This window comes from Roseicyclus sp. (assembly GCF_052168335.1).
GTDB lineage: Bacteria > Pseudomonadota > Alphaproteobacteria > Rhodobacterales > Rhodobacteraceae > Roseibacterium.
Map to the genome: position 1 here is coordinate 1 of NZ_JBQLZP010000152.1, position 23,955 is coordinate 23,955.

At 70.1% G+C, this 23,955-nt stretch carries 23 protein-coding genes and 1 other annotated feature; of the genes, 10 read left to right on the forward strand and 13 right to left on the reverse strand.

Going from position 1 to position 23,955, the window contains the following annotated elements:
- The 3 genes from ACTS11_RS04665 to ACTS11_RS04675 form a co-directional block, all read right to left on the reverse strand.
- Positions 1 to 449 (reverse strand): efflux RND transporter permease subunit (locus ACTS11_RS04665; protein ID WP_442639179.1); only part of this gene is annotated, 449 nt, incomplete at its 3' end.
- A gap of 12 nt (positions 450 to 461) precedes the next feature.
- Positions 462 to 1,631: an efflux RND transporter periplasmic adaptor subunit gene (locus ACTS11_RS04670; RefSeq protein ID WP_442639180.1), complete on the reverse strand. Its 1,170-nt coding sequence runs from the start codon at positions 1,629 to 1,631 to the stop codon at positions 462 to 464.
- Between the two features lie 249 nt (positions 1,632 to 1,880).
- Positions 1,881 to 2,885, reverse strand: coding sequence for a LysR family transcriptional regulator (locus ACTS11_RS04675; protein ID WP_442639181.1), 1,005 nt, complete (start codon positions 2,883 to 2,885; stop codon positions 1,881 to 1,883).
- A gap of 357 nt (positions 2,886 to 3,242) precedes the next feature.
- Between ACTS11_RS04675 and ACTS11_RS04680 the strand changes: the two genes are divergently transcribed.
- The 4 genes from ACTS11_RS04680 to ACTS11_RS04695 all read left to right on the forward strand — a co-directional run bounded on the left by ACTS11_RS04680 (position 3,243) and on the right by ACTS11_RS04695 (position 7,391).
- Complete coding sequence (locus ACTS11_RS04680) at positions 3,243 to 5,324, forward strand: FAD-dependent oxidoreductase (protein WP_442639182.1); 2,082 nt, start codon at positions 3,243 to 3,245, stop codon at positions 5,322 to 5,324.
- Positions 5,325 to 5,401: 77 nt separating this feature from the next.
- Positions 5,402 to 6,316, forward strand: a complete 915-nt coding sequence (locus ACTS11_RS04685) for a carboxypeptidase-like regulatory domain-containing protein (RefSeq protein WP_442639183.1) — start codon at positions 5,402 to 5,404, stop codon at positions 6,314 to 6,316.
- Positions 6,313 to 7,077 (forward strand): cytochrome c, encoded by a 765-nt coding sequence (locus ACTS11_RS04690; RefSeq protein ID WP_442639184.1) that lies wholly within the window; start codon positions 6,313 to 6,315, stop codon positions 7,075 to 7,077. Before ACTS11_RS04685 ends, ACTS11_RS04690 begins: the two co-directional genes overlap by 4 nt.
- Positions 7,074 to 7,391, forward strand: coding sequence for a hypothetical protein (locus tag ACTS11_RS04695; RefSeq protein ID WP_442639185.1), 318 nt, complete (start codon positions 7,074 to 7,076; stop codon positions 7,389 to 7,391). The genes ACTS11_RS04690 and ACTS11_RS04695 overlap by 4 nt, the downstream gene beginning before the upstream one ends.
- A 151-nt stretch (positions 7,392 to 7,542) precedes the next feature.
- Here the strand turns inward: ACTS11_RS04695 and ACTS11_RS04700 are convergent, their stop codons facing one another.
- The 4 genes from ACTS11_RS04700 to ACTS11_RS04715 all read right to left on the reverse strand — a co-directional run bounded on the left by ACTS11_RS04700 (position 7,543) and on the right by ACTS11_RS04715 (position 11,927).
- Positions 7,543 to 8,610, reverse strand: coding sequence for a cellulase family glycosylhydrolase (locus ACTS11_RS04700; RefSeq protein WP_442639186.1), 1,068 nt, complete (start codon positions 8,608 to 8,610; stop codon positions 7,543 to 7,545).
- Positions 8,611 to 8,679: 69 nt separating this feature from the next.
- Entirely contained in the window at positions 8,680 to 9,966 is a 1,287-nt protein-coding gene (locus ACTS11_RS04705) for an extracellular solute-binding protein (protein ID WP_442639187.1), read from the reverse strand.
- A 30-nt stretch (positions 9,967 to 9,996) separates the two neighbouring features.
- A complete protein-coding gene (locus ACTS11_RS04710; protein WP_442639188.1) occupies positions 9,997 to 10,833 on the reverse strand; it encodes a carbohydrate ABC transporter permease in 837 nt (278 codons plus the stop codon).
- Positions 10,830 to 11,927 (reverse strand): carbohydrate ABC transporter permease, encoded by a 1,098-nt coding sequence (locus ACTS11_RS04715; RefSeq protein WP_442639189.1) that lies wholly within the window; start codon positions 11,925 to 11,927, stop codon positions 10,830 to 10,832. The genes ACTS11_RS04710 and ACTS11_RS04715 overlap by 4 nt, the downstream gene beginning before the upstream one ends.
- A gap of 93 nt (positions 11,928 to 12,020) precedes the next feature.
- On the opposite strand from ACTS11_RS04715, the gene ACTS11_RS04720 reads away from it, so the two are divergent.
- The 4 genes from ACTS11_RS04720 to ACTS11_RS04735 all read left to right on the forward strand — a co-directional run bounded on the left by ACTS11_RS04720 (position 12,021) and on the right by ACTS11_RS04735 (position 16,313).
- Positions 12,021 to 13,055 (forward strand): LacI family DNA-binding transcriptional regulator, encoded by a 1,035-nt coding sequence (locus tag ACTS11_RS04720; protein WP_442639190.1) that lies wholly within the window; start codon positions 12,021 to 12,023, stop codon positions 13,053 to 13,055.
- Positions 13,056 to 13,482: 427 nt separating this feature from the next.
- Positions 13,483 to 13,539, forward strand: a sequence feature (sul1 is cis-regulatory element that is thought to sense ions involved in sulfur or methionine metabolism; They are found in Alphaproteobacteria).
- 62 nt (positions 13,540 to 13,601) lie between these two features.
- The gene (locus ACTS11_RS04725) at positions 13,602 to 15,092 is read left to right on the forward strand and encodes a SulP family inorganic anion transporter (RefSeq protein ID WP_442639191.1); all 1,491 of its coding nucleotides are present in this window, start codon (positions 13,602 to 13,604) and stop codon (positions 15,090 to 15,092) included.
- 13 nt (positions 15,093 to 15,105) lie between these two features.
- Positions 15,106 to 15,960 carry a universal stress protein gene (locus ACTS11_RS04730; RefSeq protein WP_442639192.1) on the forward strand — a complete coding sequence of 285 codons (855 nt, stop codon included), beginning with the start codon at positions 15,106 to 15,108 and terminating at the stop codon, positions 15,958 to 15,960.
- Positions 15,957 to 16,313, forward strand: coding sequence for a TraR/DksA family transcriptional regulator (locus tag ACTS11_RS04735; RefSeq protein WP_442639193.1), 357 nt, complete (start codon positions 15,957 to 15,959; stop codon positions 16,311 to 16,313). The genes ACTS11_RS04730 and ACTS11_RS04735 overlap by 4 nt, the downstream gene beginning before the upstream one ends.
- A 60-nt stretch (positions 16,314 to 16,373) precedes the next feature.
- Here ACTS11_RS04735 and ACTS11_RS04740 read toward each other — a convergent pair whose 3' ends face one another.
- The gene (locus ACTS11_RS04740) at positions 16,374 to 17,585 is read right to left on the reverse strand and encodes an MFS transporter (protein WP_442639194.1); all 1,212 of its coding nucleotides are present in this window, start codon (positions 17,583 to 17,585) and stop codon (positions 16,374 to 16,376) included.
- Positions 17,586 to 17,840: 255 nt separating this feature from the next.
- Positions 17,841 to 18,944: a S1C family serine protease gene (locus ACTS11_RS04745; RefSeq protein ID WP_442639195.1), complete on the reverse strand. Its 1,104-nt coding sequence runs from the start codon at positions 18,942 to 18,944 to the stop codon at positions 17,841 to 17,843.
- A gap of 378 nt (positions 18,945 to 19,322) precedes the next feature.
- On the opposite strand from ACTS11_RS04745, the gene ACTS11_RS04750 reads away from it, so the two are divergent.
- Entirely contained in the window at positions 19,323 to 20,291 is a 969-nt protein-coding gene (locus ACTS11_RS04750; RefSeq protein WP_442639196.1) for an NADP-dependent phosphogluconate dehydrogenase, read from the forward strand.
- A gap of 33 nt (positions 20,292 to 20,324) precedes the next feature.
- Here the strand turns inward: ACTS11_RS04750 and pcaG are convergent, their stop codons facing one another.
- The 4 genes from pcaG to ACTS11_RS04770 form a co-directional block, all read right to left on the reverse strand.
- A complete protein-coding gene (gene pcaG / locus ACTS11_RS04755) occupies positions 20,325 to 20,924 on the reverse strand; it encodes a protocatechuate 3,4-dioxygenase subunit alpha (protein ID WP_442639197.1) in 600 nt (199 codons plus the stop codon).
- Complete coding sequence (pcaH, locus tag ACTS11_RS04760) at positions 20,924 to 21,661, reverse strand: protocatechuate 3,4-dioxygenase subunit beta (protein WP_442639198.1); 738 nt, start codon at positions 21,659 to 21,661, stop codon at positions 20,924 to 20,926. The genes pcaG and pcaH overlap by 1 nt, the downstream gene beginning before the upstream one ends.
- 118 nt (positions 21,662 to 21,779) lie before the next feature.
- A complete protein-coding gene (locus tag ACTS11_RS04765; protein WP_442639199.1) occupies positions 21,780 to 22,670 on the reverse strand; it encodes a sugar kinase in 891 nt (296 codons plus the stop codon).
- Positions 22,670 to 23,359 (reverse strand): GntR family transcriptional regulator, encoded by a 690-nt coding sequence (locus tag ACTS11_RS04770; RefSeq protein ID WP_442639200.1) that lies wholly within the window; start codon positions 23,357 to 23,359, stop codon positions 22,670 to 22,672. The genes ACTS11_RS04765 and ACTS11_RS04770 overlap by 1 nt, the downstream gene beginning before the upstream one ends.
- A 117-nt stretch (positions 23,360 to 23,476) precedes the next feature.
- On the opposite strand from ACTS11_RS04770, the gene ACTS11_RS04775 reads away from it, so the two are divergent.
- Positions 23,477 to 23,955 (forward strand): glucuronate isomerase (locus ACTS11_RS04775; RefSeq protein ID WP_442639201.1); only part of this gene is annotated, 479 nt, incomplete at its 3' end.

A 23,955-nucleotide genomic window follows, 5' to 3' on the forward strand; every position in this document is an offset into this window, starting at 1 on the left:
CGCACCACGGGCTGCGCGTCACCGTCGGCCTTGACGATGCGCGGTGTCTCGGCACCGTCGGGCAGGGCGTTGGCGATGCGCGCCACGGCGTCCCGCACGTCCGTCGCCGCGACGTCGATGTCGGCGTCCTCGGAGAATTCCAGGGTCACGCGGCTCCGCCCGAAGCGCGAGTTGGACGAGATCGACTGCACGCCCGCGACCCGCCCCACCGCGCCCTCGATCCGGCTCGTGACCTCCTGGTCGACGGTCTCGGGCGCGGCGCCGGCGAAGTCGGTCGTCACCGAGATCACCGGGCGGTCGACGTTCGGAAGCTCGCGCACCTCGACGCCCAGAAGGCTGGCGAGGCCGGCGATCACGATCAGCGCGCTGAGGACGAGCGCGAGGATCGGCCGCCGCACGAAGAGCGCCGTTCCCGAGCGTCCTGCCGTCTCGGCGGTGGTCTGCTTCATCGCGTCTCCCCGTCAGATGTCGCGCGGGCCGGGGGCCTCGGCGGTGTCGTCCCCGGCCGCCGAGGCGCCGGTGACGATCTCGACCGCGCCGCCGGGACGGAGCGTCTGCACGCCCTCGATCACCACCGCGTCGCCGGGGGCGAGCGCGCCCTCGACCAGCACGCTGTCGCTGTTGCGTTGGCGGATGCGCACCGGCACGCGCTGCGCCTCGCCGTCGCGGACGACCCAGACGAAGGCGCCGTCGCCGGACCACTGGATCGCGAGCGGATCGACCGAGGGCAGCGTGTCGCCGGGGAAGGAGAGCACGACCTCGAAGGCCTGTCCTGCGCGGAGCGTGTCGTCTGCATTGGCGACGCGGCCCTGCACGCGGAGCGTCCGGCTCCCGCGGTCCACAACGTTGTCGAGCGCCACGATCTCGCCCTCGAGAACCACGTCCGGCCGCGCCAGGGCCGCGACCTCGAGGGGCATCCCGACCGAGAGCGCCGCGACGTGGCGCTCGGGCACGCGGAACTCGATCTGGATCGAGGAGCGGTCGGTTATGGTGGCGATGGCGTCCTGCGCGCCGATGCGCGCGCCCGTGTCGACCTCCAGGAGGCCGACCCAGCCCGCGATCGGGGCATGGATCGCGCGCCGCTCGAGGTCGAAGCGGGCCTGTTCCAGTTCGAGCTCGGTCGCGCGGAAGGCGAGCTCGGCCTCGCGGAGCTGCACCGCCGAGACGGCCCCGGACGCGCTGAGCTGCCGGAGCCGCTCGAGGTTGCCCTCGGCGTCGGCGAAAGTGAGGCGCGCTCGTTCCAGCGCGATGCGTTCGGCGTCGTCGTCGAGACGCGCCATCAGGGCCCCGTCCTCCACGTAGCTGCCGGGCTCGACGGCCAGCTCGCGGATCAGCCCCGTCGCCTCCGAGCGCACCGTGACCGCGCGCGCCGCGCGCCCGTCGCCGATGGCCGAGACGCGCGCGTTGATCCGTCCCTCGCCCGCCGCGTCCACGACGACGCGGGACGCCCCGCCGCCGAATCCGCGTCCGCCGCCCGCCTCCTCGGTGCCGTTGGGCGGTTCCATCCCGAGCGCCGCGTAGACGCCGAACCGTTCGAGCCACGGCGCGGCCGAGGGCACGAAGAAGGCCCAGATCGCGATGGCCGCGGCGATGGCCGCAATGCCGAGAAGTGACTGCCTGGCGAAGTTCATGTCCCTGCCGATGTCGAGCGCCGGATGCGGCACCTGTCCCCGGGCAAGGTAGCACCCGCGTCGCGAAGGTCACAAAATATTCGGTGACCTCGGCCGGATGAGGTTTGCTCCGCTGGCTCCGCGCCGGCCTGCCATGTGGCGGTTCGCGGCGTCGATACGCTCCTCTTCGGTGCCCCGGTCCCGATCCGGAGGAGGATCGCGGGAGGCTCGGCAGACCCGAGGCATGGGTCAGTCGATACTGCGCCCCGGCTACGAGATGCCGATGCCCGGGGGGCCGGTCCCTATCGGGCTGGCGTCGGTCGACCTCGACCCGTCCGCCGAGGCACGCGACCGTCCGGGAACCTCGATGCTGAAGCCCGGTCTCTGGGCGCCCATGAGTTGCGACACGAGATCGACGAAGCCGATCCTGCGGCCCACGGCCAGCATGTCCTGTCGCGCCGCCATCGCGATGCGCCGCACGATGGGGCTGCCGACGAGGCGCGTCACCGCCAGTTCGCCGCGCAGCACCTCCTCGCGAACGGAGGCGAAGGGGCCGACGGAGGTATTGAGTCCGCGGCAGAGCAGACCCCGCCAGACGTCGATAGATTGCACTTCGCGGTGTCCCGAGATGCGCAGACCCCGGGCCGCCGCGGTGGACGTGACCGCGCGCCAGCTCACGCTGGCCTGGCCGTAGAAGACGAGATCGGTGGCAAGGACATCGGCCATCTCGATCTCGGTGAAGGCGTCGCGCGGATCGGGGCGGGAAATGAAGACGAACTCGTCCTCGAAGAACGTCACGACCTCGATATCGTCGTAAGGTTCCAGATCGTATGCGATCACGTAGTCGAGGCTGCCGCCGCTGAGCTTCGCGAGCAGGTCGCTCGACCAGCCTTCCGAGAGCAGGAGTGCCGTGCCCTTGAGCGCCTGGCTCGCGTCGGCGATGAGCTCGATGCCCAGCATCCGCGTGAAGGCCGGAACCGCGCCGACCCGCAGCGTCGCAGGCGCGTCCGCCGAGTCGTCGGCGAACAGGCGCTCGAGGTCCGTCACGCGCTGCAGGATGTCCTGCGCACGCCGGACGAAGACCTCGCCGGCGTCGGTGGCCGTCACGCCGCGCGAGTGGCGTTGCAGGAGGCGGGTGCCGACGCGCTCTTCGAGCAGCTTCATCTGCAGGCTCAGGGATGTCGCGGTGAGGTTGAGCCGTTCTGCCGCGCGGCTCATGCTGCCCGCGTCCACAACGGCCACGAGATACGCAAGCTGTCTCAGCGACAGATGCATCGCGCACCCTTCCCCTCGGCAGCCATTCCTCCCCGCTGCCTTAGGTTTTTCTTAAGTGAGCGATTGGATCTGTGCAATGGACAAGAAACTTGCACAGCCAATAGCGTCGCAGTCGGCAGCAATGCCACCGCACCGAACCGACAGGACATCTCGAGCCGGCCGCGGCCCTGGCGCGATCCGCCGCGCCGCGCGCCTGCAGGCTCAGCACCGCGTGACCGCACAAGAAGGCGGACTGGCGCGAAGCCCCCTGGCTTCGTGACGGCACAGCTCTGCCCTGCGCCACGTCGGCGATGGATGGACCGCGATGTCGGGCGGCGCGGAGGCGTCTTCGCCGGCGACAGGAATGGGAGAATGTCGATGACCAGGAACACGATGAAGCCCGACGCTTCGGGCGCCACGGAGGACGGCAGCGGACTGAGCCGTCGCGATTTCTTCACCGCGGCGGGGGCGGCCGGCGTGGGCGCGGCGCTCGTTGCCGGCGGCGCTTCGGACGCGGCCGCACAGCCCGCCGCATCCCCGGAGGCGGAGTGGGACTACGAGGCGGACGTGGTCATCGCCGGGGGCGGCTGCGCCGGGCTGACGGCGGCGATCCGGGCCCGCGATGCAGGGGTCTCGGTGCTGGTGGTCGACCAGAACTTCGACCTCGGGGGGCGGATGCTGCACTCGGGCTCTTTCCTGTCGCTCGGCGGCGGCGACGCGATCCAGATGCGCGACATGGCCGGCGAAGCGGACCCGGAGGGCTTCATCACGGTGCCGCCGGTCGAGGATCCGGAGGAACTGGACGACAGCATCGAGTTGCTCTTCAGGGACGTGACCGACTGGTCCGTCGTCGACCGCAAGGCGCAGAGCCCGTATCGCTACAACGAGCGCGAGCTGATGCGCTCCTGGGCCGAGAATTGTCCGGCGACCCGCGATTTCCTGATGGCGAACTACGTCCGGTTCACCCGGATCAACGGGACGCATGGCGGGGGCGGCCTGAGCCGGGCGCGGGCGCCCTACTGCTTCCTCATGCTGGGCGACCGGACCGACATCCGCGCCGGCACGATCACGCCGGAGGACGCGGGCGTCGCGCACCCCGAACGCACCAGCGCCATGGCGCCGGTCCAGATGGAGGACGCGAGCACCTTCGTCGGCCCGGGCGCGGTCCGCAACGGCGTGGCCCTGTCGCGTCCGCTGGAATTCTCGGCCCGCGAGAAGGGCGTGCACTTCATGCTCAACCGCCGCTTCGACGACCTGATCCGGGAACAGCCCTTCGAGGGCCGCATCCTCGCCCTCACCGCCAGCTATTCGCCGCGCATGCATCCCGAGACCGGGCAGCGGCTGGAGAGCTTCTGGCAGAACGGCAACATCGACGAGCGCCGTCCGACGATCCGCATTCGCGCGCGCAAGGCGGTGATCCTCGCCAGCGGCGGACACGCGGGCAATCCCGAGGTGCGCAGCATGTTCTATCCGGCGATGCGGGAACCGGCGTTTCCCACCTCGGGGATGGCGCTCCAGGGGCCGGGCGGACAGGATGCCAGCGCGCTCATCGCAGGCCTCAGGGTCGGCGCCAACCTCGCGGGCATGCAGCAGAACCTGTCCTACCCGACGACGTTCCACATCTCGACGCGCCTCGGCACGCGGGACGCCTATACCGACATGATGCCGGGCCATCCCACCTTCGCCTTCCGGGGCTCGGCGGGCCTCGCGGTCGGCAATGCAGGCTTCGAGGAGTTCATCGCCGTCAACCAGGTGGGCAAGCGCTTCTTCAACGAGGTCAGGCTGCCCAAGCGGCCGGGCGCGAACCGCTATCCGGGCGATGGCGGGGCACCGAACCGCGGCATCGAACACGTCGCCAACGACTGGCGCAACTGCCGCAAGGAGTGGGTGCGCGAGATGTACGACTACGATCACGGTCTCGACGCGGCCCTGGCCATGAACGAGGGCTCGACGGCGCCGGACTACTACTCGGGTCCGCTCTGGGCGATCTTCGACGCCGACGCGATCGAGCGCACGGGGTGGGAGCTTCGCTTCCCCTACGTGAACCAGAACAACGGCTACTTCTTCCAGGACAGCACGATCGAGGGCCTCGCCCGGCAGATCTACATGAACCACCCGTTCCAGCGTGTGCCGCTCAGCCACCTGGCGCAGACGGTGGAGACCTGGAACGGCTACGTCGCCGACGGGGCGGACCCGGAGTTCGAGCGCGAGGCGGATGCCCCGATGTACGCCATCGCCCGGCCGCCCTTCTACGCCCTGTCGATCATGGTCATCTGGCATGACAGCTACGGCGGCCTCAGGGTGAACGGGCGCCAGCAGGTGATCGACATGCGCGGCCAGCCGATCCCGGGCCTCTATGCGGGCGGCGAGGCCGTCGGCGGCTTCAACAAGCACGGTCTCGGCAAGGGGCATGTCCACGGCTTCATCGCCGGGACGCATGCCGCGGCCGAACTGGGCTGAGCCTGCCGCGACGCCGGGCGGGGGCGGCCGGAGGGCCGCCCGCGCCCGGGACCCCGGAACGAACGGATGGAAGACCGATGACCGATACCGAACTCATGTCCGACGCGCTCGACATCCGGCTCAAGCCGGACCGGCCGGAGGCAGGCGCGGAAATGGAGATCCAGGTGGCTGCCGCGCCGGCCGACGTGGATGGACTGATCGTGGAACTGTGCGACGGGGGCGGAGCCGATCTCGCCTGGGCGAAGCTGGAGCGGGACCCGGACGGCGGCAGGATGCGCGCGCTGCTGCGTCTGGCCGCGCCGCGGGCGCCCGGGCATCACACCTTGAGCGTCCGGGTGCTGGGCTCGGACGGACCCGTGGCGGAGCGCGCCCTCGCGGTCGAGGTCGTGGCCCCCGTGGTCCGGCCCAGCGTCTGGAACCTTCCGCCGGCGATCCCGGCGGGGCAGAGCTTCCGCTTCACCGTCGGTCTGGCTTCCACGCCCGGATGGAGTGCCGCGAACCGGGGCTTCGTCGTCGAGGACGCGGACGGCAACTCCGTGCAGTCCGGGCTCACCGGGGCGGAGGCCGTGGCGGGGTCCGAGGGCCTCTTCTCCGCCGAGGTCGAGGTCGCCGCACCCGTGAAGTCCGGCCGCCACCTCTGGCGCGTCCGCCCCCTCGATCCCGGAACGGACGCTCCTCGGATCGTGTCCGCCGAGGTCCATCTGAACGTCGTCCAGCCGCCCGATCGCGTCATCCGCATTCGCGCGCGCGACGCGGTGACCGGCGCGCCCGTCGAGCGCGCGCGCGTCGTCGCGCATCCCTTCCGCGCCCTCACCGACGCCGAGGGACGCGCCGAGATCGCGGTGCCCGCCGGGGCCTACAGGGTCTTCGTCTCGGGCCACCAGTATTTCCCGTTCCGCTCCGACGCCGACCTGGCGGCCGCGGACGCCGTCGATATCGTGGCCGAGATGCACGTGGACCGCGCCTTCGACGAGGCGGACCAATGGGCATGACGCACGCAGGACCGGCCGTCACTGGGGCGCTCGCCTGCGCGCTGGCGTTCGCGGTCGCGAGCCCCGCCGCACGGGCCCAGGACAGCGCCGCGCTTCTCGCCGAGGGTCAGGCGCTCTACGAGACGAATTGCGCGATCTGCCACCAGTCGACGGGGGCGGGGCGGCCGCCGACCTTCCCGGACCTGCGCGGCAACGACAACCTGTCCGATCCCTATCTCGTGGTCTCGAAGATTTCGCAGGGCCTCGGCAACATGCCGCCCTTCCCGACACTGTCCGCGGCCGACATCACGGCCATCGCCACCTATGTCGGCACGGCCTGGGGCAACAGCTACGGCGGTCCGACCGAGGAGGAGGTGGCCGCGATCCTCGCCGAGTTCCCGCCGGCCGAAGCGTCGCGCTCGATCTGGGACGGCGTCTTCACGGCCGCCCAGGCCGAACGCGGCGCGCAGGTCTACCGCGCGCCCTGCGGCCTCTGCCACGGCACGCGGCTGAACGGGGCGCCGGACGACAACGACATGGTTCCGGGCCCCGCGCTCGCGCGGCAGGGGTTTCTCCGGGCCTGGGACGGGCGATCGCTGGGGATGCTCTACACCTACACGATGTCGACCATGCCCCAGTCCAATCCCGGTTTCCTCCCGCCCGAGGACTATGCCGCGATCATCGCGCACATGCTGGCGGTGTCGGGTGCCTCGCCGGGCTCGGAGGAGCTTCCGGCCGACCCCTGGGAACTCGGGCACATCAGGATCGGTCCCGAACCATGAGGCGGCGGATCGCCCTTGCGGTGCTCGCCGCCATCCTGTCCCCGGCCCATGCGGCCGGGGCCGGGGATGCCCCGGCCGGTCTCGTCTGCCGGGTCGAAGGATACGACGTCGCGCTGATCAACCGGGGCGAGGCCCCGGTCGAGGCCGGAACCTCCGTCACGTGGTCCGTCCCGTTCTCCCGGTCGGAAGGACAACATCACCTGGAACGCCCGCTCGAACCCGGAGCGCTCGTGATGCTGAATGGCGTGCTGGAATCGAGCTACCTCCGTCCGGGCACCGAGTGCCTCATCCTGCGGGCGGTACAAGACCCCTGACGAAGCCCGGCGATTGCCGGCCGATCTGCGCAGGTCTCATCCGGCGCGCCTCAACTCGCCGGACCCGAGCGGCAGGCTTGGCCGCCGTTCCTCGTGCGCGCGGATGGCCGCACGCGAGCGGCCGTGTGATCCGCTCGTCCGTCCAACTCATTCACGTCGCGGCCTTCAGTATCTCCGCCTCCCGCGGATCGTAGGGTGTTCCGTCGCCGTGGAGGAGATCGTGAAACCAGATATCGCGGGAGGCATCGCCGCCATGTGCCGCCACGAGGTCGGACGGCCAGGGAAGCCAGGTCTGGGTGCGTCCGGCCACGAGGCCCCACTGGATGCATCCGACGCCGAGGTCCCTGAACAGGCGGAGCTGATCGTCGATACGGCTGCCGACCGGCCGGGCCATCCACTCGGTACACAGCATGGGCCGGCCGTGGGCCCCGAGTTCCTCGATGATCGCGGCGACCCTTTCGGTGGAGAGATAGGCGTGGAACGTGACGATGTCCGAGTGCTCGAGGGCGAACCGGTCGGTGGGCGTGCCGTAGGGACGCTCTCCCGTACCGACGACGGGCGTGTTCCATGCGCCCGCCGTGACCGGCTGGACCGGCGCGACCTCGCGGGCGATGGCGAAACTGTCGTCCAGCAGGCTCAGGCTGGCCGCGGTGAAGTCCGGCTCGAAGACCGAGGCGCCTTCCGCCCGGAAGATCATCCGGTTCCCGGGCTCGTTGTAGAGGTCCCAGAAGAGAACGCGATGGTCGTCACGGAAACGTTCGATCACGTCGCGCAGATAGGCGCGGATGCCCGACGCTTCGGTCCCGTCCGCCAGCATCCGGCGCCCGGGGCTCGCGACCGCCCGGCTGTTGTGGACGCCGGGGACAGGATCGGGCTGCGGCCCGTAGACCGGCTCCTCCCCGCCGAAGCCGCAGTCGTCGAAGGGCACGGGGATCGTTGCGATGCCCAGCCGTTCGGCCATGCCCATGACCCGGTCGAGCCGGTCGAGGAGGCCGTCGCGGTCGTGCTTCCAGACGAGGTGGTGGAGGTTCACACGGATCGCGTTGAGCCCGAGATCCGCCGCCCAGCCGAGCTCCCGTCCGATCGTGGCGGCGTCAAAGCTGTCGCGATGCCACATCTCGATGAACTTCACCGCCGTCGAGGGCAGGAAGTTGCAGCCGCAGATCCAGGGTCTCGCGGACCACCAGTCCCACGCCTCCGCCTCGGTCCAGCGGTCCATGGCGTCGCGCTCCGTCAGGATCGTTCGGGAAAGACCCCGGCCACGGATGGGCCGGGGTCGCGGGGTCTCTCAGCCGTCGAGGAGGTCCTGCACCTCGAGTTCGGCGTCGGCGAGTGCGTCATCGACCGGCTTGCCGGTCAGCCAGATCGCCTGAAGCTCGCGGTTCAGCACGTCCTGGATCGCGCCGTAGCTGTCCGACGCGGGCGTGTCCCGCGCGATGGCGGCCGTGCCCGCGTACTCGTCCCGGTGCGGAAGGCCCGCATACTCCGCGGACTCGAGCACCGAGGTCCGCACCGCCATGTGCCCCGTGCGCGCCCAGTCGATGTTGTGATCGTTGATGAAGGCGAGGACGCGCAGCGCCGCCCGGTAGGTCTCGGGCTCGTTCGCCTGAACCGAGGCCGGGATCGCCCACATGTGGCTGTCGGCCCAGGTCGCGCCCTCGGCGAAGAGGGTAGGGAAGTCGGCGACGTGGTAGTCGGACAGCGCGACGTCGGGGTTCGCGGCCTCGGAGGCGTAGAAGTCGACGACCCAGGTGCCGTTCACCAGAACCGCCGCTTCGCCGTTCAGGAAGGCCTGTTGGCTGTCGGCGTAGTTGAGCTGCGGGTTCGCGTATCCCGCATCGAAGAGCTGCGTGATGGTGGTGACGGCGTTCCGCGCCGCCTCGGTGTCGACGGTCGCCGTCCCGTCCTCGGTGAAGATGTTCTCGCCCTGCTGCCACATCAGCGAAAGCACGAGGCGCACACCGATGGGAAACTGCGCGAAATCGGCGGCGAGGTAATCATGGCCCGTCGCCTCCTCGACCATGCGGGCGTGCTCGAGCAGCTCCTCGGGCGAGGTGGGCAGGATCGGCGTGCCGTCGTCGTTCACGAGGCCGGCGGCGTCCATCAGCTCCATGTTCACGTGCCAGAGGTTCGCGTGGAAATCCATCGGAACGCCGTAGATGCCGCCCTCGTGGCTCACCGCCTCGAGCGCCGCCGGCGCCCAGTCCGAGGGGTCGATGCCGGCGGCCTCGAGGTCGCCCGACAGCTCGGCCAGCGCGCCGAGGCCCGCGAACTGCGGCACGCGGTGGCGATGCATCACGTGGATGTCCGGCGGCTCGCCGCCGGCATAGGCCGCTATGATCTGGTCGTAGTAGTTGCCCCAGTCGGTCGGAAGCGTGTTGACCGTGATCCCGTCGAGCTCCGCGTCGGCCGCGTTGATGATCGACTGGATGATGCAGGCCTCGCCCGTGCTCGTCGTCGTGTCGGTGCCCGCATCCTCGCAGGCGCCGAAGAACCGGCCGAGCGAGACCTCCTGCGCGGATAGCCCGCTCGCGGCCGTCGCGGCCAGTGCGGTGCCGATCAGAACATGTTTCATGTCGTCCTCCCTTGGGTTTGCGGTCGTTCGTCAGCCCTTGGTCCCGCCGGTCGTCATGGCCTGGACCACGTAGCGCTGGAAGATCAGGAACAGGATCACCACCGGCGCCGAGGCGATGACGCCCGAGGCCATGACCCGGCCGAGCCCTTCGGACTGCGCGAAGTTCGACTGGATCGAGGCGAGGCCGAGGGTGATGGTGAAGCGCTCGGGCTCGCGCGCCGAGACGAGCGGCCAGAGGTAGTCGTTCCAGGCGTAGAGGAAGGTCAGGATCGCCAGCGTCATCATCGCGGGGCGCGCCAGCGGCAGCATGATGTACCAGAAGATCTGGAGCCAGCCGACGCCGTCGATCCGCGCCGCCTCCTCGATGTCCTTCGGGATCGCGCGGAAGAACTGCATCATCAGGAAGACGCCGATGGGCACGGCCATCCGCGGCAGGATCAGCGCGTGGTAGGAGTTGTGCCAGCCGAGGTCGGCGAACATCGTGTAGAGCGGGATGAAGACCGCCTGCTCCGGCACCATGAGGCCGACGAGGCAGAGGATCGTGACCGCCGACTTGCCCGGGAAGTCGAGCCGCGCCAGCGCGTAGCCCGCCGTCGTTGACACGGCGAGGACGCCCAGCGTCATGCCGAGCGCCACGATGGCCGAGTTCAGGAACCAGAGCGGCGTCTGCCCGAAGCTGAAGAGCGCCGCGTAGTTCTCGGTCGTGAACGGGACGGGGACCAGCCCGAAGGCGGTGGTCGAGGTCGTCCGCGCCAGCACCTCGTTCGGCTGGAGGCTGAGCGAGATCATCCAGAGCGTCGGGATCAGCCACAGGAAGGCGGGGATCGAGAGCGCGACGATCAGCCAGTAGTAGGAGCGGCCCATCATCGGTCCTTCTCCCGCCCGACGACGAACTGCACGACCGAGAAGGCGCCCATGATCACGAAGAGGAAGACCGCCATGGCCGAGGCCGCGCCGAGCTCGCTGTCGCGGAAGGCGGTCTGGTAGATGTAGCGCACGAGGACCTGCGTGCTGTCGTTCGGCCCCCCCTGCGTCATCAGGTGGGACTGCCCGAAGACCTGGAAGTGCAGGATGATCTGGAGCACGACGACGAGCGTGATCGTCCGCTTCAGGTTCGGCAGAGTGATGTGCCAGAAGGCGCGCGCGCCGGTCGCGTCGTCGATGGCGGCGGCCTCGTAGATGTCCTTCGAGATGTCCTGGATGCCCGCGAGGAACAGGATCATCGCGATGCCGAGGGACCACCAGATCGTCGCGATCACGATGGCCGCCATGGCGAATTGCTGGTCCGTCAGCCACACGATCGGAGAGCCGCCGAGCGCCTGCGTGACGTTCGCGATCAGCCCCTGCCGTGGCGAGAACATGATCTGCCAGATCAGCGTGACCACCGTGACCGACAGGACCTGGCTCAGGAAGAACAGCGTTCGGAGCACCGCCTTCGCCCGCGTCTCGCCGTCGAGCGCGGCGGCCAGCACGAGCGCGGTGATCGTGACGCCCGGAACCGTCAGCCCGACGAAGAGGATCGTGTTGCCGACCGTGGGCCAGAAGCGGCGGTCGTACCAGCGGCCCTCCTCGCCCGGATGGAACCCCGGCAGCAGGAGGAACATCGCGCCCGCGATTCCGAGCGCGAGGGCGGTGGCCCGCGTCATCCGCCCCGTGCGGCAGCCGAAAAGGGCCAGCCCGATCCCGAGGACACCGGCGGTTTGCATGACCGGGCTGGCAAGAAGGCTCCACTCGATGTTCCGGCCCCACATGGTGCGGACGTAGTTCTCGACTCCGACGAACTCCTTCGCGCCGGGGTTGAAGGCCACGGCGAGGAGGTTCCAGTCGTGGAGGCTGATCCAGACCCCCATGAAGAACGGGTAGACGAGGAAGGCGCCGTAGACCGCGAGGAACGGCAGGAGAAGCACCGCCGCCGCCTGCGACTGGCTGAGGCCCCGCCGTCTTCCCGCCGTGTTCCGCATGAGGCGCGCCCTCCCTGAACGAGCCGATTCTGCTCCCATTGTCGCTTGTGCTAAAAACTTTAGCAATATTTATTAGCAGCCCGGAGGTGCGCGATGCAGGACGACGGTGCGCGGGTGACGATGAAGGAGGTGGCAGTGCGGGCCGGCGTCTCGCAGTCCACGGTGTCCTTCGTGCTGAACGGCAACGACGACATGCGCATCAGCGCCGAGACCCGTCGGCGCGTCCTGAAGGCCGTGGAGGATCTGGGCTACAGGCCGCGCGGTGCGGGCCGTCCGCCGAAGGCCGCCGGAAGCCGGGTCATCGGCGTGATGTTCGACGAGGTGGCGACCAGCCCCTTTGCCGCGATCTCGGTCGAGGGCGTGCAGGAAGAGGCCTGGAAGCAGGGTGTGCTCGCCGAGGTGGTGATGACCGGGGGCGACCGCGCCTACGAGGCGGCCGTCCTGCGGAAGTGGGCCGCTGACCGTGTGGACGGCGTGATCTACGCCTCGATCCTGACCCGCCGCGCAGCGCCGCCCGACGCCCTGTCGCGCCACCGGGCCGTGCTGCTCAACTGCTACGACCCCGAGGCGCGGTTCCCCTCCGTCGTGCCGGCCGAGCGCCGCGGCGGCGAGGCGGCGACGCGCGCGCTGCTGGACGCCGGCCACCGGCGCATCGCCTTCATCTCGGGGGAGACCTGGATGGACGCCTCCGACCAGCGGATGGAGGGCTACGAGCGCGCGCTCAGGGGGGCGGGCCTCACCGTCGATCCTGTCCTGATCGAGACGGGAAACTTCATGCCCTCGGGCGGCCATGCGGCCGCGCACCGGCTGATGGAGCGCACGCGGCCCGACGCGATCTTCTGCGCCAACGACCTGATGGCGGTCGGCTGCTACGAGGCCCTGAAGGAACGAGGCGAACGTGTGGGCGAAAACATCGCGGTCATTGGCTACGACGACCAGGAGATCGCGCAGCACCTGAATCCGCCTCTCTCGACCGTGCTCCTCCCGCATCGCGAGATGGCGCAATGGTGCGTGCGTCGCATCCTCGGGGGTGCAGTTGAACCTGTGGACCAGCACCGGATGGAATGCCCGGTCGTCCTGAGAGCATCCCATCTCGTGCGCCCCTCTCCGGCCGGGAGCTCCCGATGAAGTCGGCCGCCGATCTCGAACGGATCGCCGTGGTCGGCAGATCGAGCGAAACGACGCATGCCGCGCCGCCGTCAGTGCAACGGCCGATGGAAGCATCGCGGGCAGCAGAACCGGAAGGCCCGCGGGCGGGCATCTTCCGCCTTGATGCAGACGGTTCAAGTTGCCGAGGACCTCTTCGCACAGGTGGACCGGCAGATTGACGCCCGAGCCGAGGCCGAGTGCCCCGATCCTGTCGAGGCCCGCGTGCGGGAGGTGGAGACGGCTGGGGTCCATTCCTTGCCGCTCGCCACGTCCGTGGGACGCTGAGGGCCGGGGCCATGCATGGGGCACTCGTCATGCAGCGATGCCGGAGGATCATCTCTTCCCCCCGGCCGCCGCGATCCCGGTTGCCCTCCGCCGATAACGCGTCTATCCGGCTCGCGTGGAACCTGGACCCGGCCATGATGCCGGGTGGCTCTTCCGGCCGCCGATCCGCCGGACAACGAACATCGCAGACGCGATCGCCGGTGGTGCGAGGGATGCTCCGCCTGACTGGGACACTTCTTCATGTTTTCTTTCGATGCTTACCGCAGCCAATGGCTCGGCAACGTGCGGGGCGACCTTCTGGCGGGACTGGTCGTGGCGCTCGCGCTCATCCCCGAGGCGATCGCCTTCTCGATCATCGCGGGCGTGGACCCGAAGGTGGGTCTCTACGCGAGCTTCTCCATCGCCGTCATCACCGCCATCGCGGGCGGGCGGCCCGGCATGATCTCGGCGGCGACGGCGGCCACGGCGGTGCTCATGGTGACGCTCGTGCGCGACCACGGGCTGCAATACCTCCTGGCCGCCACCGTCCTCGCCGGGCTGCTCCAGATCGCAATGGGGATGCTCAGGCTCGGCTTCGTCATGCGCTACGTGTCGAAGTCCGTGATGACGGGCTTCGTCAACGCGCTCGCCATCCTGATCTTCATGGCGCAGCTGCCCGAACTCGACCCGCGCGAGGTGCCGTGGCTGACCTACGCGCTCGTGGCCGGGGGACTGGGCATCATCTACCTCTTCCCGCTGCTGACGAAGGCCGTGCCCTCGCCGCTGGTCACGATCGTCGTGCTGACGGCGCTGACGGTGGCCTTCGGCTGGGACGTGCGCACCGTGGGAGACATGGGCGAACTGCCGGACACGCTGCCCATGTTCCTGCTGCCGGACATTCCTCTGAACCTCGAGACCCTGCGGATCATCCTGCCCTATTCGGTCGCCGTGGCGGTGGTAGGCCTCCTGGAAAGCCTGATGACCCAGAACATCGTGGACGACCTGACGGACACGAAGTCGAACCGGAACCAGGAATGCGTGGGCCAGGGCCTCGCCAACACGGCGACGGGCTTCATCGGCGGCATGGCGGGCTGCGCCATGATCGGCCAGTCGATCATCAACGTGAAGTCGGGCGGGCGCGGGCGGCTGTCGTGCTTCGTGGCGGGCGTGTTCCTGCTGATCCTCGTTGTCGGCCTCGGGGACCTGGTCAGCATCATCCCGATGCCGGCGCTCGTGGCGATCATGATCATGGTCTCGATCGGCACCTTCTCGTGGTCGTCGATCCGCAACCTCGCCGTCCACCCGCGCTCCTCCTCGGTCGTGATGCTCGCGACGGTCGCCACGGTGGTCTGGACCCACAACCTGGCCATCGGGGTGCTGGTGGGGGTCCTCCTGTCCGGCATCTTCTTCGCCGGCAAGATCGCGCAACTCTTCCGCGTGACGCGCGAGATCAGCGACGACGGCCGGGTGCGGACCTACCACGTCGAGGGCCAGCTCTTCTACGGATCGGTCGAGGATTTCATGGATGCCTTCGACTTCAGGGAAGCGCCCGAGCGCGTGGTGATCGACGTCTCCCGCGCGCATATCTGGGACATCAGCTCGGTCCAGGCGCTCGACATGGCGATCCTGAAATTCCGCCGCGACGGGGCCGAGGTCGAGGTCGTCGGCATGAACGCGGCGACGGAAACGCTCGTCGACCGGCTGAGCGTCAGCGACAGGCCCGGCGCGCTCGACCAGTTGTCGGCGCATTGAAGGGAGTGGGACCATGACGACCAAGATCATCGCGCTGGTGGATGGCTCCATCTATTCCGAGAGCGTGTGCGACCATGCCGCCTGGATCTCGACGCGGACGGGTGCGCCGGTGGAACTGATCCATGTCCTCGGCCGCCGCGAGGCGCCGGAGAGCCGCGATCTCTCGGGCTCCATCCGCCTCGGGGCACGGTCGGCGCTGCTGGAGGAGCTGGCCGAGCTCGACGCGCAGCGCGCGAAGCTGGTGAGCCACCGGGGCCGGGCCATGCTCGAGGATGCGCGCGCCATCGTGGACCGTGACGGCGTCACCGAGATCACGACGCGGTTGCGTCACGGCGACATCGTCGAGGCCATCGGCGAGATCGAGGGCGACGCCCGCGTCATCGTCATCGGCAAGCGGGGCGAGGCGGCGGACTTCGCCAGGGGGCACCTCGGCTCCAACCTCGAGCGGATCGTGCGGGCGGCGCACCGGCCGGTCTTCGTGGCCTCCCGCGCCTTCCATCCGGTCGAGCGCGTGCTCGTCGCCTATGACGGCGGGCGCTCGGCGATGAAGGCCGTCGACCATATCGCGCGCAGCCCGCACTTCGCCGGGCTGTCGGTGACGGTCGTGACAGTCGGCACCGAGACGGCGGCGGCGAGGAAGGGGCTGGAGGACGCGCAGGCGCTCCTCCGGGCCGCCGGGATCGCGGCGGAAACCCGGATCGTTGAAGGACGCCCCGAGGAGCGGCTCGGCGAACTCGTCGAGGCGGAGGGCTTCGGGATTCTGGTCATGGGCGCCTATGGCCACAGCCGGGTCCGGAGCCTCGTCGTCGGCTCCACCACGACCGAGATGGTGCGCTCCTGCAAGGTTCCCGTGGTCCTCATTCGATGAACGACAGCCCCGAACCCACGCAGGAAGAGCTTGCGGCCCGGTTCCTGCCGAGGCTGCAAGCCGAGCTGCGGGCGCTCGAGGACGCGTCGGAACGGACGGCGGACGACCGCAGGCCGGTGGAACTCGACCAGCAGAGCGTGGGTCGCCTCAGCCGCATGGACGCATTGCAGCAGCAGGCCATGGCCGCCGCCCAGGATGCAAGGCGTCACGCGCGGGGCCGTGCGGTCGCCGCCGCGATGCTGCGGATGGAGAGCGGCGAGTTCGGCTTCTGCGACGCCTGCGGGGGCTTCATCGGCCTCGCCCGCCTCGACCTCGAGCCGACCGTCATGCGATGCCGGGATTGTGCCCGCTGATCCGGTGGGAGCGCGGAACCGAAAGCGGCCGGAAGACCTCCTCCGCGCCGTCCGCGTCGTTCACAGCAACTCCCGCGTGAGGCGCCGCTCGATCAGCACGCACCCGAAGGTGAGGGCGATGCACCAAGCGCCCATGAACAGGCTCTGGGTGGGAAAATCGACACCCCGGTCGATGAGGAGGCCTGTGATGCCCGGGCCGATGGCCGTCGAGATCACCATGATCGTCGTTGCCAGCGAGCGGATTGAGCCGAGGTGCCGGGTTCCGTAGGCGAGCGGCAGCAGCACGCCCCAGAGGGCGCTCGACATGCCCTGCGTGATCCCGATGACGCCAAGGGCGACCCACCAGGCGGCGACCCCCTCCGCGGGGCCGATGAGCGCGATGCCGATGCCCATGGGGATCAGCAGGGCCGGAAGCAGGCGCTGGGCCCCGAACCGGTCGGCCGCCCAACCCGCCACGAAGGCGGACGCGACGGTCGCCGTGGCGAAGGCCGTGTAGCCCGGCGCCATCTGCACGAGGGTCCAGCCCTTCACGTCGGCGATATGGACCTGATGGAAGAACACGACCGTGCCGATGAAGCCCGGCGTCAGCAGAACCGGAACGAGCGCCGGCAGCAGCCAGTGCCGCGCCGCATCGCGGCGCTGCCATTGTCGCCCCGCAAGGCCGGGGATCGTCGCGGTGCCGCCATGTCCTCCCGGTGCGCGGTCGTCTTTCAACAGGAGCCAGAGCGCCGGCGCGACGACGAGGATCAGGATCGCGGCCACGATGACCCAGGTCGGCCGCCAGCCGATGGACCCGATCAGGAGCACGGCCAGCAGGGGCACCACCACTTCGCCCGCCGGATGGCCGAGATTCGTGATCGAGACGGCCTGGCCGCGCCGCGCCTCGAACCAGCGGCCCATGGCGGTCATCGCGATGTGGCTGAACATGCCCTGCCCGCAGAACCGCAGCAGGAACAGCGTCAGGCCCAGCAGCCAGACGGAGCCCCCGGCGGCCATCCCGAGGCCCGCCAGCGCGAAGGCGCACGCCACCATCGGCGCCAGCCGCGACAGCGGGACCGTATCAGCCGCCGAGCCGCGCCAGAACATCAGCCCCGCGGCGCTGAGCGTCGCGACGGTGTAGAGACTCCCCCAGGTGCCATCGGTCAGGCCGTACTCGGACTTGATCGCACCGGCGAAGAGCGAGATGAACCACGTCTGCCCGAAGGCTGAAGCGAAGGTCAGCAGGAAGCCGGCCGATAGCCAGCGCAGGTTGTTGCGAAGGAATTCCGTCATGTCCGGCGTGTCGTGGTGAAGGGTCTTTCGGGCCGACGGCTCGTGCGTGTGTCCCTTCGAAGCCGCCGCAAGCTGTCATGAATGACGAGTCCAGCCGCACGGTTCCGGCGTCGCCGCGCGCAACACCGGATCGTCCCGCGTCGTTCCACAGCCCGCACCGGAACGCAAGGCGGGGCACCGGCGGAGCGACCTGCCGCGGTGGCGGGGCACGGTGCCGACGGCCGCGGACGCGCGCCTCGACGCAGGCGCGAGACTTCAAGGGGAAGCCGAGAGCGTGACGGGGACTTCGACCTCCTCGCCCTCCCGCAGGAGCCGGAGGACGACGCGCTCGCTGGCGTCGCGGGATGCGAGAGCGGCTTCGAGCTCCGTCGACGCGGTCATCCGCGCGCCGTCGAGCGCCAGCACGATGTCGCCGGGCACCAGTCCGCCCTCGCGGTCCCGCCGCGCGCCCCGGATGCCGCCCTCTCCCGCGGGCGATCCGGGCTCGACGGCCAGCACGACCACGCCCGCGATCCCCTGCATCGCGGCGATCCGGTTCACCCGGTCGGAATGGCGCAACCCCAGCCGGGGCGGCCTGTAGACGCCGGACCTGATGAGCTGCGGCACGACCCGGCCGACCGTGTCGACGGGAACGGCGAAGCCGATGCCGGCGCTCGAGCCCGACGGACTGAAGATCGCGGTGTTCACGCCGATGAGCCTCCCGGCGCTGTCGATCAGCGGTCCTCCGGAATTGCCCGGGTTGATGGCGGCATCCGTCTGGATGAGCCCCGTGATGATGCCGCCGCCGGGCGCCGGGATCTCCCGGTCGAGCGCCGACACGATGCCGGTCGTCAGCGTCCAGTCGAGGCCGAACGGATTGCCGATGGCGAGCACGGACTGCCCGACCCGAAGATCGCCGCTTTCCCCGATGGGGAGGGGCGGCGGCGCATCGGGGCCCGCGTCGATGCGCAGCACGGCGAGGTCATGCTCGGGAGCCGCTCCGACGAGGGCCGCGCGACGCTCCCGTCCGTCCGCGAGCCTTACGCGCGCGCCGGATGCTCCAGAGATGACGTGATGATTGGTCACGATGTGCCCGGCCTCGTCCCAGACGAACCCCGAACCGGTGCCGCGCGGCACGTCCACCGCCCGGCGCGCCCATGGATCGATCACGCGCTCCTCGGTGGTGATCGACACGACCGAGCCACGCGCGTTCCCGAACAGCGCGATGATCGTCTCTTCCTGCGGCGCGAGTTCGCCCCGGGGGGCCGCGTCCCTGGGCAAGCTCGCACGCGGCGGGCCCTCGAGCGCGAGCCAGAGCATCACCCCGGCCGCCATGGCGCAGAGAAGGACAACGGCAAGTCGGACCGGATGTCTAGGCATGGCATGTTCCCCTTTTTCGACGCGCAGGCCGGGACTCGGCAGCGGGCGCGGCATGTGCGCGCGTGGCGGGTCAACGCGGGCGACGCCTTGCCGGGTGCAAAGCCGTCCAGAAGGGGAAAAAGCCGGCGGCGTGGGAGTCACCGGCAGCCCCTGGAGCCCCGGCTTCGTGCGCCTGCGGAACAATCGGCGGACGCGCCCTGTTTTCCGGGGAATCGCTCTTTCCGCGAAGGAGACGGACGTGACCACCCGCACGATCGCCGCTGCCGCAACAAGCGCCCGGACCGCGGGGCGACGCCGTGCGGAACCTCCGATCCGCCCGACGCATCCTGCGCGGGGCAGGCGTTGCTCCGCATCGCGCCACGGCGGAGGCGGCCGCCCATGAGCGCGTTCGGCATCATCGGGCTCGGGCGGATGGGCTCGGCGCTGGCGCGACGGGCGCTCGATGAAGGCATCGCGGTTGCCGGAACCAGCCGGTCGGGCGTTCCGGCCGAGCTGCGCGAGGCCGGGCTTACGGCGGCCGAGGACGCGGGCGGACTTGTCGGAATGCTCGACCGCCCGCGGCGCGTCCTCCTGTCGCTGCCGGCGGGGCCGGTCGTGGACACGGCCATCGACGGGCTTCGTCCGCACCTCGAGCCGGGCGACGTGATCCTCGACGGTGGCAATTCCTATTGGGGCGACAGCATCCGCCGGGGGGAGAGCCTCGCGCAAGACGGCATCCGCTACCTCGATCTCGGCATCAGCGGCGGCCCGGAGGGCGCGCGCCATGCGCCCTGCTTCATGGTCGGCGGGCCGGAGGAAGGGGTCGCGGCGGCCGAGCCCCTCCTCCGCCGCCTCGCAGGGAACGAGGGCGGCTATGTCCATGCCGGCGGTCCGGGCGCGGGCCACTACGTGAAGCTCGTCCACAACGGGATCGAGTTCGGGATGCTCCAGGCGATCGGCGAGGGGCTGGCGCTCCTCGAGGCGCATCCCGAGCCGCTCGACATAGGGGGCACGCTTCAAGCCTGGCGGCAGGGGTCGGTGATCCGGTCATGGCTGGTCGATCTCATGGCCGAGGCCTATGCGAAGGACCCCGGCCTCGAATGCCCGAGCGGCCTCGTGGAGGACACGGGCGAAGTGAACTGGCTCGTGGGCGACGCGATGATCTCGGAGACGCCCGTGCCGGTCATCGCACAGTCCGTCATGGAACTGATGAAGTCGCGCGACCGCGGCGCCGTCACGGCGCGCGCCATCACGCACATGCGCCACGGCTTCGGCGGCCATCCCTTCGGCACAGACGAGAGCATCGCCAAGGCGCGCAGGACGGGCCGCGTCGGCCCGCTGCACCGCGCTGGAAAGGCCGGGCGCTGACGGTAGCGGCGGACCCCGCCGCACCTGGCGGCCTCAGAGGTCGAGAAAGACCGTCTCGCCCGCGCCCTGGAGGCGGATGTCGAAGCGGTACGCGCCCGCGCCCGTGCGCCTCGCGATCAGGGTCTCGACCCGAGGGCGCTGCTCGATCCGCGCGAGGAGCGGGTCGTTTCCGTTCTCCTCGTCCTCGAAATAGATGCGCGTCGAGAGCCCCATGTTGATGCCGCGCGCCACGATCCAGAGCGAGATGTGCGGCGCCTGCAAGCGGCCGTCCCGCAGGGCCACGCAGCCGGGCTTCACCGTGCGGAGCGTGAACTCCCCCGTTTGCCCGTCCGCGGCGAACCGGCAGAACCCGGTGACGTGGGGGTCCGCACCCTCCTCGCCGGGGAAACGTCCCTCGGCGTCGGGCTGCCAGCTCTCGATCAGCGCGTCGCGCAGCGCCCAGCCGGTGCCGTCGAGGACGCTGCCGCGGATCGTGACGATCTCGCCGCGCGCGCCGTCGCGGATCGGGCTGAGCCCGAGATCCTCGGGGTAGACGCCCTCGATCCCGGCGAAGCTCGGGATGCACCCGATATGCACGTAGGGGCCCGCCGTCTGGCTGGGCGTCTCCTCCAGAAGATCGAGCTTCTGCACCATCACATGCCCTCCGGCCGGTTCTCGAACATCGACTGGCGGCGGCCCCGCAGCACGATGTCGAAGCGGTAGGCGAGGTAGTCCATGCCGCGCGAGTTCTGCATGTCGAGCGGCGCCACCAGCCGGTCGAGCTGCGCCCTGTCCCTGACGGTCGCCGCGATGGGGCAGCGGGCGATCAGGGGATCGCCCTCGAAATACATCTGCGTGATCAGGCGCTGCCCGAAGGCATGGCCGAAGACCGAGAAATGGACGTGCATCGGCCGCCAGTCGTTCGCCCGGTTGGGCCAGGGATAGGCGCCGGGTCGGATCGTCATGAACTCGTAGCGGCCCGTCTCATCCGTCAGTGTCCGCCCGCAGCCGCCGAAGTGCGGGTCGAGCGGCGCGAAGTAGCCGTCCTTCACATGGCGATAGCGCCCGCCCGCGTTGGCCTGCCAGATTTCCACCAGCGTATGCGGCACGCCGCGCCCCGTCTCGTCGAGGACGCGGCCGTGAAGGCGGATGCGCTCGCCGATGGCGGGCGCGGCGCCCCGGCTGAAGTTCAGGATCAGGTCGTTGTCGAGCGGGCCGATCAGCGAATGGCCGAAGCGCGGCCCCGTCTCCTCGGCGGGCGTGCTCTCCATCGACAAGAGCGGCAGGTCGGGCGACCGCGTCACCGAGGTCTTGTAGTCCGGGTCGCCTCGCACCGGGTGCAGTTCCCACCTTCGCGGCATGAGCGGCGCGCTGCGTCGGTCGCCTTGCATGGGGCCGTCTCCGTATCCTCCCGCGCGCGGCGATCCGTGCCAGGCCCGCCGCGCCTCCTCCCGCAACCCTGCGCCGATCGGCCGGGTCACGGCAAGCCGTGACGTGATGGCGCTGCCTTCAGACCTCGGCGAGGGCGCCTCTGTGGGCGATGACGCGGGCCGAGAGTTCGCAACCCCGCCGCGCGGCCTCGGCCGGGGCAAGCCCTGCCTCGAGCCCGACGAGGAAGCCCGCGTTGAAGGCGTCGCCCGCCGCGGTGCTGTCGACGACTTCGCGCGCGGGCGGGGGCGCCACGCGCTCCGTTCCGCCGGGGTGCCGGACCAGAACCGGCCTCGCCCCGTCCTTCACCGCCACGACGGCGGCGCCGGCCGCGGCGTAGCGCTCGGCGGTCGCCTCGATGCCGGTGTCACCGAACCAAGCCGCCTCGTCCTCGAAGGAGGGCAGGGCGATATCGGCGCGGCGGGCGCCCTCCATGATCGCGTCGCGCATGACCTCGGCGGAGGGCCAGAGCCGCGGGCGCAGGTTCGGATCGAAGGCGACGCGGACGCCCTCGGCCCGCGCGCGGTCGATGGCGCCGAGAAGGCGCGCGCGCCCCGCTTCCGGCAGGATGGCGAGCGTGATCCCGGAGAAATAGGCGATGTCGTCCGGGCCGAGCCCCGGTAGCCGCTCGAGGTCGTCGGCCAGCGTCCGCGCGGCCGAGGCGCTGCGCCAGTAGCTGAAGCTGCGTTCGCCGTTGCGTACGCTGACCATGTAGAGGCCGACGGACATGCCCGCGCGCCGCGCGACCTCGGGCACGATGCCTGCGTCGCGGAAGAACCGCTCCATCCGGTCCGAGACCGCGTCGTCGCCCACCGCCGTCAGGTAGGCGACCTCGAGCTCGCTGGGGGCGAGGCGGCGCGCATACCACGCCGTGTTGAACGTGTCCCCGGCGAAGCCCGCGCGGTAGAGGTCCGCCTCCCCCGCCGGGGCCAGTTCGAGCATGCATTCCCCGATGCACAGCATCCGCCGCATCACGGCTCGTCCTCGAAGAAGGCGCCGTGGGCCTGCCGGATCTGCCCGAGGTGTCCGCGGATCTTGCTCAGGTGCATCTCCAGCCGGGCGATCGCCGCGCCTGTGTCGCGCGCCGCGAGGGCCTCGACGATCTGCGCGTGTTCGCCGTGGGCGCCGGCCTGGTTGAACGACAGCGACAGGAACCGCGCGCGGTCCATGTGGCCCTTCTGCTCGTGGATCAGGCCCCAGACCTTCGGCTGGCCCGCGATGTCGCAGAGCGTGGCGTGGAACGCCTCGTCGAGCCCGTGGAAGGCGCGGCTGTCCTGGCGCCGGACGGCCTCCGCCTGACGGGCGAGCTGCGCGCGCAGGCCCGAGATGTCCTCCTCGGTCACGCGGCCGATCGCCTCGCGAATGCACGCGGTTTCGAGCGCGATGCGGATGAAGGCGGCGCGCAGAACCTCGGTTTCGGAGATCTTCGTGACCAGCGTTGCGCGTTGCGGGCGGATGGAGAGGAAGCCGCGATGCGCGAGCCGGTAGAAGGCGTCCCGCACCGGCTGCCGCGAGACGTGGAGCCATCCGGCCACCTCCGCCTCGGAAAGGCGCGTGCCCGGCGGCAGGTCGAGCTGCACGACCGCCTGGTAGATCGTGTCGAACACGAGATCCGTGGCCGACTGGACAGGAGCCTGCGGAAGCGGCTCGAGCTTGAGCATCGGGTTCATCCTTGCCGCGCGCGTTGCATCCTCACGACTAGCGGAAAAGGACGCTTCCCACAACTGGCATATTAGCATATTAACTTTTCAGACCCTGATTCCAGCGGACCGACCTTCATGGCGCTGAGCGATCCCGACCGCCTCTTTCCACCGGAGCCGCGCCTGCGCGGCATCGCCCGCGCGCTCTACGACAGCGTCGCCGACCTGCCGATTCTCAGCCCGCACGGTCATTGCGATCCGCGCTGGTTCGCCGAGAATGCGCGTTTTCCGAACCCCGCCGACTTGTTCGTGGTGCCCGACCACTACGTGTTCCGGATGCTGGTGAGCCAGGGCGCGAGCCTGCCGGACCTCGGCGTGCCCCGCGTCGACGGTGGCCCGGTCGAGACCGATCCGCGCGCGATCTGGCGCCGCTTCGCGGAGGGCATCCACCTGTTTCGCGGGACGCCGTCCGCCATGTGGCTCGAGCATTCTTTCGAGCATGTCTTCGGCCTGACCGAGCCGCTGACGCCCGCCAACGCCGATGCGGTCTACGATCATATAGAAGATTGCCTTGCCCGGCCCGAGTTCCGGCCCCGCGCGCTGTTCGACCGGTTCGG